Origin of the sequence: Mastigocoleus sp. MO_188.B34, from assembly GCF_030065675.1 — a bacterium.
GTDB lineage: Bacteria > Cyanobacteriota > Cyanobacteriia > Cyanobacteriales > Nostocaceae > Mastigocoleus.
In genome coordinates this window covers 24,360-38,925 of sequence record NZ_JASJDK010000056.1, presented here as the reverse complement: position 1 = coordinate 38,925, position 14,566 = coordinate 24,360, and the positions used below count along the sequence as shown (strand labels likewise).

The 14,566-nt window shown below is 36.7% G+C and carries 11 protein-coding genes; 7 read left to right on the top strand and 4 right to left on the bottom strand.

What is annotated here, in order from left to right:
- Window positions 1-141 precede the first annotated feature (141 nt).
- The 4 genes from argC to QNJ50_RS14885 all read right to left on the bottom strand — a co-directional run bounded on the left by argC (window position 142) and on the right by QNJ50_RS14885 (window position 3,457).
- Window positions 142-1,110, bottom strand: coding sequence for an N-acetyl-gamma-glutamyl-phosphate reductase (gene argC / locus QNJ50_RS14900; protein WP_300636491.1), 969 nt, complete (start codon window positions 1,108-1,110; stop codon window positions 142-144).
- Window positions 1,111-1,325: 215 nt separating this feature from the next.
- On the bottom strand, window positions 1,326-1,832 hold the full coding sequence (locus QNJ50_RS14895) for a peptidoglycan-binding protein (RefSeq protein ID WP_300636489.1): 507 nt from the start codon (window positions 1,830-1,832) through the stop codon (window positions 1,326-1,328).
- Between the two features lie 101 nt (window positions 1,833-1,933).
- Window positions 1,934-2,404, bottom strand: coding sequence for a peptidoglycan-binding protein (locus tag QNJ50_RS14890; protein ID WP_300636487.1), 471 nt, complete (start codon window positions 2,402-2,404; stop codon window positions 1,934-1,936).
- 537 nt (window positions 2,405-2,941) lie between these two features.
- Window positions 2,942-3,457, bottom strand: coding sequence for a peptidoglycan-binding protein (locus tag QNJ50_RS14885; protein WP_300636485.1), 516 nt, complete (start codon window positions 3,455-3,457; stop codon window positions 2,942-2,944).
- Window positions 3,458-3,745: 288 nt separating this feature from the next.
- On the opposite strand from QNJ50_RS14885, the gene QNJ50_RS14880 reads away from it, so the two are divergent.
- The 7 genes from QNJ50_RS14880 to QNJ50_RS14850 all read left to right on the top strand — a co-directional run bounded on the left by QNJ50_RS14880 (window position 3,746) and on the right by QNJ50_RS14850 (window position 14,534).
- Window positions 3,746-4,321 (top strand): phosphatase PAP2 family protein, encoded by a 576-nt coding sequence (locus QNJ50_RS14880; protein ID WP_300636483.1) that lies wholly within the window; start codon window positions 3,746-3,748, stop codon window positions 4,319-4,321.
- A 349-nt stretch (window positions 4,322-4,670) separates the two neighbouring features.
- Window positions 4,671-6,647: a hypothetical protein gene (locus tag QNJ50_RS14875; RefSeq protein WP_300636481.1), complete on the top strand. Its 1,977-nt coding sequence runs from the start codon at window positions 4,671-4,673 to the stop codon at window positions 6,645-6,647.
- Between the two features lie 179 nt (window positions 6,648-6,826).
- A complete protein-coding gene (gene modA, locus QNJ50_RS14870) occupies window positions 6,827-7,666 on the top strand; it encodes a molybdate ABC transporter substrate-binding protein (RefSeq protein ID WP_300636479.1) in 840 nt (279 codons plus the stop codon).
- Window positions 7,667-7,750: 84 nt separating this feature from the next.
- Complete coding sequence (gene modB, locus QNJ50_RS14865; RefSeq protein WP_300636477.1) at window positions 7,751-9,691, top strand: molybdate ABC transporter permease subunit; 1,941 nt, start codon at window positions 7,751-7,753, stop codon at window positions 9,689-9,691.
- 133 nt (window positions 9,692-9,824) lie between these two features.
- On the top strand, window positions 9,825-11,018 hold the full coding sequence (chrA, locus tag QNJ50_RS14860; RefSeq protein ID WP_300636475.1) for a chromate efflux transporter: 1,194 nt from the start codon (window positions 9,825-9,827) through the stop codon (window positions 11,016-11,018).
- 1,148 nt (window positions 11,019-12,166) lie between these two features.
- Window positions 12,167-13,318 carry an AbrB family transcriptional regulator gene (locus QNJ50_RS14855; protein WP_300636493.1) on the top strand — a complete coding sequence of 384 codons (1,152 nt, stop codon included), beginning with the start codon at window positions 12,167-12,169 and terminating at the stop codon, window positions 13,316-13,318.
- A 403-nt stretch (window positions 13,319-13,721) separates the two neighbouring features.
- Complete coding sequence (locus tag QNJ50_RS14850) at window positions 13,722-14,534, top strand: DUF1838 domain-containing protein (RefSeq protein WP_300636473.1); 813 nt, start codon at window positions 13,722-13,724, stop codon at window positions 14,532-14,534.
- The last annotated feature ends 32 nt before the right edge of the window (window positions 14,535-14,566 follow it).

Genomic DNA, 14,566 nt, shown 5'->3' with positions numbered 1-14,566 from the left:
GGTTTTCATTTGAATCAAATACATTTTCTAATTCCCAAATGTAGAGACGTAAAATTTTACGTCTCTACGAGGTGTACTACACTCAACCAAAAACCGCTATAACTCCCCACTCATTACTCCTTACTTTTTACTTCTTACTCCTTAGCAACCCAAATTATCTGGAAAACCAAGCATTATATTCAAATTTTGTACTGCAGCTCCTGAAGCTCCTTTACCTAAGTTATCCAAACGGGCGACTAATAAAGCTTCTTGAGTATTATCATTCGCAAAGACAAAAATTTGTACTAAATTAGTGTTAACTGCTCCTTGAGCGTCCAAAAATTTACCATTACGCAAATAACTTTGATCATTTAAAGGAGCAACCACAATATTTTCTTCATCTTGATAATATTCTTTGAGGGTGTTGTGGATTACTTCACCAGTCACAGATTTTTCTAAAGCACGTAATGGTAAGGGAACTTGTACTAACATTCCTTGCTCAAAGTCTCCCACAGCAGGTACAAACAGGGGAGGTATATCTAAACCGGAATATACGTGCATTTCTTTAACATGTTTGTGACCGAATTTTACGCCATATATTCCATAAGCATAACCGGTTGCTGATAAGGGGGAAGCATTGTGAAATTTTTCATATTCTTCGATCAGTTTTCTTCCTCCTCCCGAATAACCGCTAACAGCATTGATGGTGACCGGGAAATTTTTGGGGATAATACCTGATGTAACTAGTGGACGCACGCAAGCTAAAAAACCTGTTGGATAACATCCGGGGTTACTAACTCTTTTGGAAGAACGAATTTTTTCTCTGTGGTTTTTCTCAAGTTCGGGAAAACCATATACCCAACCACTTGCGACTCGATGAGCGGTACTCGCATCCAATATCTTCACATCTGGATTACTAACAAAACTTACAGCTTCGCGAGCTGCATCATCGGGTAAACAGAGAATAGCAACATCTGCTGAATTAATATAATTTGACCTTGCTTGGGCATCTTTACGTTTTTCTTGGGGTATGCTAATAATTTCGATATCATCACGCTGGTTTAACCTGGAATGAATTTGCAAGCCGGTAGTTCCTTCTGCACCATCAATGAAAACTTTAGGTTTAGCCATAACTAGTTACCTCAATTACCCCAAAAATATTTTAAAAGTGTAAACGCCCTAACATTATTAAAACTTACTGGGTTGGAATTTATTCAATTAATTGGTAATTGGTAATGGGTAGTTGGTAATTGGTAAAAAACTTCTAAAAAAATAAAACCTCTACTTCATGTATCTAAAGTAGAGGTTACTTATTCAAGAACAGAATTGATCTATTTAGTCAATTTTTAAAGGCATAAATCTGCATATAATTTGCTCAGTTCAGACCAAGTATCATCACCAACGATACCATCTATTTCTAAACCTGCACTGATTTGTAAGTCTTTAACTGCAGACTCAGTTGCAGGACCGAAATCACCATCAATAGCAGAGCGATAATATCCACCGTTGGATAGTCTTTGCTGAATTCGCTCGACTAGTTCACCTCGATCGCCTCGACGAAGAAGAGGCATATCAACTGGTCTGCTAAAGTAGGCTGCACGCCAAGTTCTATCGTCAACTATTCCGTCTTGTAGAAGAAACATTTTGGACTGGAATATTTTGACTGCATCTGTTGTTGCAGGACCAAATATACCGTCGATTACTTCTTCTCCAGGAAATACACAAGCATGATTACTATCGACATAGTAAAAGACATCGTGAGGTAATAATAATCTTTGTAAGTCTCTTACGGCTTCTCCTGTAGAACCTTCACTTAAAACTGGTTTGTTGAGAGCAGATGATATGTTAGTCATTTATATTTATCCTAAGTTTGAATTTGTTTTGAAAAGGCTTTTTCGCTATTTCTGTTTAAATCTCGATAATAACTAGAACTCATTCTTGTTAACGAGAAAAATTAACATGAAGAAGGACTGGGATCTATTTTGCTAAGTTCATGCCAAGTGCGATTTCCAACTATTCCATCTATAGATAGACCCGCTTTGATTTGCAAATCCTTCACTGCAGATTCGGTTATAGGACCAAAATCACCATCAATATTCGAACGATAGTATCCACCATCAGATAGTCTTTGCTGGATTTTTCTAACTAGTTCGCCTGTGTCGCCTTTACGGATGACGGGCATATCGACTGGTGCACGTTGATAAAGTGTACGCCAAGTCTTATCACCAACAATCCCATCTTGTAAGAGAAACATTTTGCACTGGAAGAATTTAACTGCACCTGTTGTTTGGGGACCAAATATACCGTCAACTACAACATCTATATTGCTACGCAATAATAATTCTTGTAGTTCTTTGACAGCTTCTCCTTTAGAACCTTCACGTAGAACAGGTTTGTTAAGAGTGGAAGATGATGTGTTAGTCATTTTTGTTTCTTTGTCTCAATGCTAATTGTGTTTGAGGATGCTTGGTATAAATGAATTTATACACTGATTATTCTCCTATGGGAGCAATGTAATAGTGATAACTTTTAATGAATATTTCAGATATAGTTATTGCTTTGTAAACTAAACTTTATTCTCAGTAAAATTACTTTGTAATATACAAGTAATTATTTTGTAATTCCTTGTGATATAAGCTTTTTGTTCAAATATAATTTCAGCTTAATTATTACTTGTAATCAGTCTGGAGAAATCAAAGTATGCTCTATAAGTGTGGAAATCAGCGTAATATATGTAACTAATTGAGTTTTGTGAAGCGTGCTATCTTTGCTTTAGTCTACAAAGTAAAGGTAATTTGTTTAAGCTGATGCGCATTTAAATTGAATAATTCAGTGCCTGTAATGCTTTGACAGCGTTAATTCCTGTTTAAAAGTAAATGCCGAGCAGCTTAAAACAAACTTTTAATAATATCCAGAATACACTTCACTTAGTAAAAATTAAAAGTTAATAGACAGTAGGGATTCAACATGAGGTGATGAATATTTTGCTCAGTTCAAACCATGTGCGATCGCCAACAATACCATCAATAGGTAGACCTACATATGTTTGTAAATCCTTAACTGCTGCTTCGGTTGCAGTTCCAAAATCACCATCAATAATAGAGTGATAATATCCAGCATCAGATAGTCTGTACTGTATTTTTTCAACCAGTATGCCTTTGCTACCTTTGCGAAGAATAGGCATATCAACAGGTGCACCTAAATAGAGTGTGCGCCAAGTCTTATCACCGACAATTCCGTCTTCTGACAAAAATACTTTAGACTGGAATAATTTCACTGCGTTGGTTGTGTGGGAGCCAAATATACCATCAATTACTTCTTCTCCAGGATACACGCAAGCATGGTCGTAATTTATGTATGCAAAGACACCATGAGGTAACAGTAATTCTTGTAGTTCTTTAACGGCTTCTCCTGTGGAACCTTCACGTAAAACAGGTTTGTTGAGAACTGTAGAGGATGTGGTAGTAGAAAAGGTCATTTTTATTTATCCTAGTTGTGATTTTGGTTGAATTTGGTTGCTATGAAGGGATTCAGATTCATATTCGGTGATTCCGCAATTTGTACAAAATTTTTTTAAGGAATTATACATAGGTGGAAAAATATAGCAATAAGGGTGTGGCTTGAGTTAAATAGTAAGAATTTACTAAATAAAAAATAGCAATCACGAGTAAGTGTACTGTGCTTATCTTTACTACATGAAGATGGCAATTTATAACTATATTCTACAAATGTCTGTACTGTTTCAGAATTAGTATTTTGGATTACTATGTTACCTTTTAAAGCATTATATCCGGTTTTAATAGCTTTAGTTGTTACGACCCTTGCACCGAAAGTGAAAGCAGAAACCTTTGACCGTGATATTTCTGAATTTGTTTCTGGAGCAGGTACATTAATTTACCTTGGTGGCGGTGTAACTTTACCTCTACTCATAGATTCTCAAGAAGGAAAACAACGCGCTCTAAGAACATTGGATTCTCTTGGTAGTAGCACTATTGTATGCATCGCTCTAAAAAAGGTAACGCGAGTTCAAAGACCTGACTCAGATAGCAATGATAGTTTTCCTAGTTGTCATGCAACAGCAGCTTTTGCTGTAGCGACTGTACAAAGTCACTATAATCCAGACTCAGCATTTCTATGGTATTCCGGGGCTACTCTGATTAGTTACTCACGTTTAAATCTTAACCGTCATAGGATTTCGGAGGTATTAGCTGGTGCTGCGTTGGGATATTTGACAGCAAAATTGGAGTTGAGCCAAAAACGCGGACTCATTCTTTTTCCTTTTATTCACAGCAACGAAGACGAACAACCAATTGTTGGACTTCAAGTAATGGGTTCTTTCTGAAGAAAATGTTTGCTCAGTTTTGTACAAATATAGATATTTCGATATTAAATTCTATCCCCAATAATGTTCGAGTAAAAAATTTATAGATTTTTTTATTTGTAAATGTATTTATAATACTTAAAATTTTTCAAAATCTATGCAAAATATACGTGTAACCATATAACTTATCTACGGGTAATTTTTATTATCTGGTTCCAGAATATTTATATCGTCTTATTTAAGATTTGAACTTTGGTATTAAAGGTATTGCGATAAATTTATATCGTTCAATATCTAATATTATTAATTATTTTTATTAACTTTATTTGTTTAAAACATCATAAATTATCAGAATTATATTAAATATACTATGAGATTGTTAAAGATATCTACTTGCATTTTTTTAGTATTATCTGCACCAGAGATTGCATTGGGTAGTCAAGATGATGTGAATCTAAATCAAGATGAAATAAGACAAAAAACTTTAATTTATAGGCTTAAGGAAGCTAAAAAACAATCTAATAACCAACAGCAAATCACTGTTGGAAATTCTCATGATGATGCGAGCATATCAGTTGGGACTGACACCATTGCAAAAGATATTCTTAAAAATAGTCAAAATAATAGAGAAGAAGTTACTCGAAATAACTTGAGCATATCTAATAGTCGCCCAATATTAACAACAGCAGAGCATTTGCGAAAAGGAGAAATTTCTATTTCTGTACGTCATCGTCATTTTTTCAGTTCGGGGACTGCTAGAAGCGATGGTCTGACAGATCAACCAACCCTCGGGGTTAGCTGGGGTGTAAATGATAAATTAGAATTGACTTTCGATGTACAGACAGTTGATAATGGCGGACCACAATACCAAGGAGCATACAGTGCCGAAAGAATTAATGACCAAGGAAGTACAAACTTTTTTCAAGAATGGACTCTACAAGCAAAACAAAGACTTTGGCAAAGTAAAGATGGTACGCAGGCTTTGAGTGGTGCGATCGCAGTCTCTAGGGGAAATGATAGGCGTCCTTACCAATTTTTAGATGCTAATGGTGTTGTAGCAGCAGGACTAAATGCACAAACAGTTTTTTCTCTTGAGCTACCCTACACCATTAAACCTGATAAGCGTTGGCAGTTTACAGTATCTCCCAAAGTCGCTTTTTTACCAGAAGATAATGCTCTATATCTCAACCGATTACCACAACCAAACTCTGGTTCTTTTGGTACAAATTTTGGTTTAGCTGGAGCTATTAGTTATCAATTAAATCCAAGGTTATCTTTATGGGGTGATGCATTTATACCATTTATAGGTAATAACACTATCAATAGGGATACGGGATTACCGACTCGAGATATTGCCTACAATGCAGGTTTGAAATATATAATCAATCCCAGATTAGCTGCAGATTTATTCATTTCTAATACCTTGGGTAATACTGGACCTCTCTCTATTGTCACAGATAGAGAGTTTGACGCATTAGGATTGGGACTTACATATATACCTGGAGTTACAGTTGCAAATCGTCGCTATCCCAGTCGCTTTGGTGTCAGACAAGGTATACCCCGAAACAAGCATGCTGGATTTAGTGCTTTTGATGGTAGTACAGTTCCTAGAAAACAGCTATTAACTTCCCTTCACTTAAATGAAGGAAGAACATCATCTGCAATTCGTTATGGAATTGAAGATGATTTAGAAATAGGTATTTTCTTGGACGATATTTCTGGCATAGTAGATGAATCCGTTCTTGGAGTTAGTGGCAAAATCCGCTTTTTAGATCAAGATGATGACAAACCATTTACCTTAAGTCTCGCTGGAAGCTTCGCTCGTTCTAATAGTGTGCTGGTAAATCTGATTAACAACGATCGCAATAGATTTGAATCTTTAGGTTTAGAAAAGACTGGATTTAGTGTTAGTAACGAAAGTGTAGAACTGGGAGAGTTATTCGTTGTTACCTTGTCTGCACCACTGCATTATGAATTCCCTAAAGGAGGTTCAGCTTGGTTTACTCCTACCTTGGGGTATGTTCAACGGACTGGGTTAGAAGTCGCTGGATTTAATGTTGGAACTTCGATTTCTTTGTCTCCAGAATTAGATGCGATCGCTGAAGTTGGGTTCAATCTTGGAGGAGAAGGTAATGCATTTATTGGTAATACTCGTAAGTCAGTTATTCCATGGAGTTTGGGTGTGCGTTGGGAACCAAAGTCACTACTTGGTAAAACTTTCTCTGGTTTGCAATTAGAAGCATATCTCAGCAATAGAGTTGGTTCGAGTCCTTTTGAGGCTCTTAGAGTTCGAGCAGATAACGAAACTAGGTTGGGAATTGGAATGTTATTACCAATTCAGTTTTAATTATTCAACTATACTTTTGGCGTTCGCAATGAACTTCTCTACAAGGTTTTTTCACATTTATTAGTGAAGGTCAGTAAAAAAAATCCAACAGCTAACGTTACCCTATTCTGACAAAATGAATCGAGAAAGCTTTGGGGATCACTAATACATGCTAATATTTAGGATGCAGACATATTTTGATGATTAAACTATTGGAAGTCAAGCCAAAAATAGTAGCACTGATTATTTCCTCATTGTTAATTGCTTGCAATCAAACTAACCAAGACTCGACTTCAAGAGCAAACACACAACAAACTGCAAGCTTAACTGTATCTGCTGCTGCTAGTTTGACAGATGTACTTCCACCAATTAAGAAAATATATGAACAGCAAAATCCACAGGTTTCTATTACCTATAATTTTGCCAGTTCTGGTAATTTACAACGGCAAATAGAACAGGGAGCGCCAGCTGATGTTTTTATTTCCGCTTCAGTCAACAAAATGGATATTTTGCAAAAACAAGGACTTTTGAGTCAGGGAAGTCGTAGGGATTTGCTCCAAAATAAAGTTGTTTTGATCGTACCGAAAGACAACACCAGCATATCTGATTTTAAAGACTTGACTGCTGCTGAAGTTAACAAAATTTCAATCGGCGAACCGAATAGCGTACCTGCGGGTAAATATGCAAAGGAAGTTCTCACTAATGCAGGGATTTTCGAGGGAGTAAAATCAAAAACAGTTTTTGCGAAAACTGTTCGTCAAGTACTTACTTATGTAGAAACTGGCAATGTTGATGCGGGAATTGTTTACGCTACGGATGCGAAAAGCTCAAATAGAGTCAAAGTTGGTGCGATCGCACCAGCAGATTCTCATTCCCCAGTTGTTTATCCAGTTGCAGTCATAAAAGATAGCAAAAATCTCACTACTGCTGAGGAATTTGTGGACTTTTTATCGAGCAAAGCAGCAAGTGAGATTTTTATAAAAAACGGATTTACTCCAGTTATAAATAACTTTTCAAATACTAACTCTCAAAATAATTAGTAAATCCCAAAATAATCAATACCAAACTTATAAATCTAAAACTTATAATCTTCCAACAAATCAGTAATCAATACAGCAATTGGTATGGAATTCGACTTTTCTCCTCTATGGATATCCCTAAAAACCGTTTTAACTGCAACACCAATTGCCTTTTTGTTGGGAATTACGGTTGCTCGTAAAATGCTTAATTATCAAGGTAAAGCTAAGGGATTAATTGATGGTATTTTGACTTTACCTATGGTTTTACCACCAACAGTAGTAGGTTTTTTTTTACTGGTAATTTTTGGGAGAAATAGTTGGTTTGGGCAATTATTATATGCAGTAGGAGTAAATGTCATTTTTTCTTGGACGGGAACAGTAATTGCTGCGACGGTAGTTGCTTTTCCTTTGATGTACAAAACAGCATTGGGAGCTTTTAAACAAATAGATCAAAACTTGATTTATGCAGCTCGCACCCTGGGAGTTTCTGAAGGGACTATTTTCTGGCGAATTATTTTTCCTTTAGCTTGGGAAGGTATTTTAGGTGGAACTATTTTAGCTTTTGCTCGCGCTTTGGGAGAATTCGGAGCAACATTAATGCTTGCAGGAAATATTCCCCAACAAACACAGACAATTCCCCTAGCGATATTTTTTGCTGCAGAAGGGGGGGAAATGGATCGAGCATTAATTTGGGTATTAGTTTTGGTGGGGGTTTCCCTTGTTGTAGTTAATACAATGAATCACTTGTCTGAAGAAAGACGGACATTTAAGAAAAGAAGATTTGGAAATTTTAATTTAAGGTTATTAAACCTTAGATTTTTAAACCTTAGACTTATAAACCTTAGACTTATAAACTTTAGATTTTTAACTAGAAAATTATCTCAAATCACTCAGCAATTTTTTGGTTCGCGTAGTTCTTTTTCTCAAATACAAATTTCAAAACAATCTCCCTCCCCAACCTCCTTAGAAATAGATATTCTTAACCAACGTCCCGGCTTTACATTATCAGTGACATTTACTACCGATGACAGTCCTCTGGGAATTTTAGGAGGTTCCGGTTCGGGGAAAAGCATGACTTTGCGTTGTCTGGCTGGCTTGGAAACCCCAAAACATGGAAGAATTATTTTAAATGGACGAGTTTTATTTGACTCAAAACAGGGAATCAATATACCAACGCGTCACCGTCGCATCGGCTTTTTGTTTCAAAATTACGCCCTGTTTCCCAATATGACTGTGAGGGATAACATCGCCTTTGGTCTAAAATATGGACACTATAATGGTTGCTCTTTTAATACAGCCGAACTAAACCAACGCATAGCTGAAAAAATTGCTTTAGTCGAACTTCAAGGTTTAGAAAACCGTTATCCTTATCAGCTTTCTGGGGGACAGCAGCAGCGAGTTGCTTTAGCTAGGGCTTTAGCTATTGAACCAGAAGCTCTACTTTTAGATGAACCCTTTTCAGCCCTTGATACATACCTGCGCAGTCGAATTGAAAAGCAGTTGAGTGAAACCCTTACAACTTACCGAGGGATGACCTTATTTGTTACCCATAATTTGGAAGAAGCTTACCGAGTCTGTCAAAATATTTTAGTATTTTCCGAAGGTAGAATCATTGCTGATGGTTCCAAAACAGACATTTTCGAGCATCCACAGACCTTACAAGTTGCTCAATTAACTCAATGTAAGAATTTTTCCCGCGCTCGTGCTGTTTCACCCACACAAGTAAAGGCTCTGGATTGGGGCTGTACTTTGCAAGCGATCGAACCGATTTCTAGTGAAGTGACACATGTAGGAATTCGCGCTCACCATCTAATTTTTGCAGACCGAGAAAACCAAGACAATTGCTTTCAAGCTTGGCTAGTTCAGATTAGTGAAACACCCCATAGAATGACAGTTTATTTAAAACTTAATTCTCCTCCTCAAAATTCCAAAGATTACCACCTACAAGCAGAGGTATATAAAGAAAAATGGGCTGTGATTAAAGATATTCCTTGTCCGTGGCGGATTTATTTGGATCCACTCTGCCTTTTGTTATTAACTTCTTGAATGCTTTTTACAATATTCAATTAAACTTGCATTTTATACTATGTACTTTTGCTTGCAGTAATCTTATCTCTAGGGGCGCAATGCCTTGTACCTTTATTGAGTAGTATGTTTATTTATAGCGCTACGTTTTTGGATGAATACAGATAGGCTAAAAAATTTAAGCCAATTAGCAATCCTGTGTTTAAAACTAGGAAGCACTGGAATTGGTGGTTTCCTTGTGGTGCTAGCGATGATGGAATATGAGGTAGTGACACGGAAAAAATGGCTGACAAAACAGAAGTTTCTCGATATTATTGGCGCTAGCAACCTCGTTCCAGGTCCAAGCTCAGTCGAAGTAACAATTCACGTTGGTTACTTATATGGTGGATGGTTGGGGTTTGTTATTTCAGGTATTTGTCTAATTTTTCCTGCAGCCCTGATTAAGACTGCTTTTGCTTGGGCTTATACTCAATTTGGCGCTCTTCCCGAAATAGCCTCTTTTTTAGATGGAGTTAAACCAGTCGTTTTGGCTGTAATGTTATTAGCTGTGACGAAATTGGGCAAAACGGCGATCGATAACTGGCGTTTGTTAATCATTGGGATATTTGTCTGTACTGCAAATTTCTTCGGGGTGAGTGAGATAATTTTGCTCCTTGTCGGTGGAGCGATCGGTATGCTCTTAATAGGATTTCATCAAGAGTTATCACCGGAAGAATCAGGGGTAGAAGCATCAGGAAATACCAAATTTCGAATTCCCAAAGCTATATTTTTTTTACTAATAACTATCGCTATATTATTTTTTATTGATGCTAATTATTCTCCAAGTCTTTCCTTAGGCAAACTTAGTATATTTTTTCTTAAGGTTGCTAGTTTATTATACGGTAGCGGTTATGTCTTAATCGCATTTTTGCAAGGGGAATTGGTTGATGATTTTGGTTGGTTGACTGAGCAACAATTATTAGATGCGATCGCGATCGCCCAAATAACTCCTGGTCCTTTACTTTCAAGTGCAACTTTTATCGGTTATTTACTTTTGGGAATACCTGGCGCAATAGTTGCAACGGTGTCTATTTTTTTGCCATCATTCCTTTTTAGTGCTGCTCTGATTTCGGTGGTTTCCCAACTGCGGAAATTTCGTTGGACTTCTGCGTTTTTAGATGCTGTTAATGCTAGTTCGATTGCTTTGATGGCAGCAGTAATAGTTAAGTTATCACAATCGGTATTGATTTATTGGCAAAGCTGGGTGATTTTACTAAGTACGTTTTTGATAAGTTTTCGATGGAAGGTAAATGTTATTTATCTGATTTTAGGGGGTGCGATCGTTGCTTGGATTCTGTTTAAGTTTTAATGATTTGATTTTTTGTTAACAAGTCGGATGGGGTGTTTGTTTGTTGATGAGATGGTTGGTTTGCTCGCGGATAGAGAATAAAGAAAAGATGGAAAACGGATAAGGGATTTCTCTAAGTTAGTAAATCTTTACTTTTACAGACAATCCATCCGTTTTACTCTTCTAATCCGTTGCTAATTTTTCAACCAATTACTTTCCCTGATCAGGGAGAACCAAAAATAGTAGGAGCGGTCGTAGTGGTTCCCTAAAGTTTCCAATCAAGGGGAACTGTAAAACTATGGAAGTGGGATTTTGATTATTTGCTTCGGGAAGGATGTAATTTCATCCGTGAAGATTTTAGAATAAATCCCCCCGATAATAAAGAAGATAAGCATATGTGTAATGGGATTAATTGAATATAGTAATTTCCACGTATTGGTGTGGCTTTATGGTATCGATAAGTAGGTGGACAAAAATATTTATGTCATTGCGAACGATAGTGTTAGACCGCAGCAAAGCTGAACGCGGAGCGCGTCCTCAGCAATCTCAAAGCCTTGCGTTAGCGTTAGCGTGTCCGACAGGACATATGCTACGTTACGCTACGCTCCACTAGCCCGCAGCAAAGCTGTTCACCGTAGGTGCGTGCTAACGCAATGACAAATATACAATTAATTTTCTCCAAGTACTTATGACTTATGTTTTAACGGGGTTTAGACATTTTTTTGTTAAAAAACAGGCTCAAAGCTTTATGAAACAATAGTATTACATCAAATTGGTTGTTTTCTTGATATATCTAAGTTATGGCTAGCGCCACGCTGTGTTAAGAGCATTTTTTAGGACTTTGAGAGGCTAATCCCTTGTCATCAATGCTTTGAGGCTTTTTCCTGATTATTTAATTTTTGCCAAGCATCGTAGAAACGAGAGTTTACACATCAACTCAACCTCGTAAATTGGCGAAGATATTATAAAAAGCCATACCTTACACTATCACCTCTGACTTCTAACTTCGGAATCCTAACCTTTGTCAAATCTACTTACATAACTATCTTTACAACCCAGTTCGCGTTAGCGTGGATACATAGTAAAGTAAAGTTAAAAAACATTTGTCAATGAAACAATTTGTAAAGTTAGTTGCTTCTGATGAGATAAGTAGCCATAGAAACTTAAATATGGGTGTGGATCCTTCCCCTACAAGCGAAAAGCAGTTATTTTGGCAATCCTTAACTATTCTTGCTTGGCAGATATGTTTAGCATTACCCCTGGGTTTGATTCTTTCCCGTTTCAATATTGGTGGAATGGCGTGGATATTTTCTGGAATAGCTTCTGGTGTAATCGTCCTGCAAGTCAGTCGAATTTTTTATCAGCTTACACTCAAACCAAACAGGAGTGCTAGACATGTTGGTTTAGTCTTGGTAGGATTAACTATTGGTTTTTCTATCGCTCAAAATAATTTAATTGGTGTTGTCACAGGAATTCCTATTTTTGTATTTTTGACACTTTTTTTACTCATAAGTGGTACTCTAATTGGTTACATCTATTCTCGCCTCAGTAAAACAAATTTATTAACAGCAATGCTAGCTACCGTTCCTGGAGGTGTTGGTGTTATGGCAGCTATAGCCGCAGACTATAATAAAAACGTTACACAAGTAGCATTAGTACAGGTAATTCGTGTAACCTCTGTAGTATTACTAATCCCAATGGTCGCAAGGATATTAGCAGATGATTACATCAGTGCCCCAGCAATTATTACAGCAGTAGAATTTATTACTTTTACACCATCATATTTTGGTTTACTTTTATTGCTTGTAGGCGTAAGCTTAGTTGCAGTTTATATTGCCATATTATGTAAAATCCCTGCGGCTCATTTTTTTGCAGCTTTGCTGGTAGGAATGACATTTAATCCACTAATTAATAGTTTTCATATTACAACTGGAATTACTCACTTCGCACTACCGTCAATGATTCGCATAATTGGTCAAACGCTTCTGGGGATTACGATTGGCGAGTATTGGGGTGAGAAACCAGACTTTGGTAAAAAAACTATTGCTTATGCTGTGATGTCAACTATCATGACTTTATTTGCAGGTGCGATCGCAGCTTATTTCGCTATGCAATTAACATCTTGGGATTGGCTAACTTGTATGTTAGTAACTGCACCAGGAGGCGCTGCAGAAATGATTTTGGTGGCTTTGACTTTAAATCATAATGTAGAGGTGGTAACTGTTGGTCATTTGGTAAGGTTAATTGCAATCAATAGCTCTTTACCTATTTGGGTATTTTTATTCCGTCGTCTCGACCGTCAGCTTTCGGAAGCTGCTTAAAAACCCCAGGGTCAAATTTGCTTTATTAAAAATTTAGAGGAAGCTTGGATAGCTTAACTGAATATTTTGTTGAATAGGTATTTTCACCACGAATTCAGTACCTTCACCTAAATTAGAATTACATGAAATACTACCATGATGTAGTTCTGGAAAGTTAACTTCCCAATATAACCTTCAGTTCTTTTTATTGACAAGGGATTTATAACCTATCGCCAGATTTAATGCTTCCCGTTAATCTAGGTTAAATTAAAACCAAAAGTTACATGGAGCTGCATCGGTCTCAGCATATGCATCTGAGCAAAAGATTGCTTTTGACTCAAAACTACAGAATTATTTTTTCTAAGTAGATACATAGTCTTGAGATTTATTGGCTCCTATTCATACCATACATATATTTTTAGTTATGATTGCCAACATCCAAGAATTTGATACCCAATACTGGGTAAAAACTCGTGCATCTCTAAACCCCGAACAATCTACTTTTTTATTTTGGAATGGTTCGATATACGCATCTATCCCAGGCAAAAAGAAAAAGCTATTGTTTAATCTTATAGGAGTAAGTGTCAGTAGATGTATTCCAAACCCTGGTGGTGGGTGGGATTACATTTCTAGAGAACTCAACTATTATTTACATCCAGTTACAAATGAAGTTCTGGATCGATGGGAAAATCCTTGGATAAGGGAAACAGTCCCAATTGTTCAAATTGTTAATAATCCAGTACAGGGATACTTTAAGGGCAAGTTTCCGGCTTACGTAAATGGTAATAAGACAACTTTTGCATTTGATATTTTTCCTACTTACCCTAATTCTTTAACAAAAGAACCAAAATTTGTTGAATATAGCCCCCAACCAACTTATGAAACAGCGGAGTTTTTTAAGCTAACAGTTTCTACAGCAGACTTACTTGATTTGAAAGTCAAGACTGTATCTCAACTCGAATTAAACTGGAATCGAACAGGTCAATGGCTCCCTTGGATGAGGATGGGAGAGTTTCCAGGTTACTTAATATATACAGTTCGTGGCAATAAAGTTAACAAATTTACACAGTTACCAAAACTATTGCAAAAGGAAATTAATACTCGTTGTCCGTCATATAAAGAAGCACCAACTTCCCATTATAATGTTGAAGAAATGATAACCTCTGGGATTTACTTCAAACAACACTTTAATGCTTGCTTTGATGCTGAAAATTGCTCGTATCCAAAAGCAGTGTAAGGTTTATTTGATGGTAATTGGTAATTGATAGT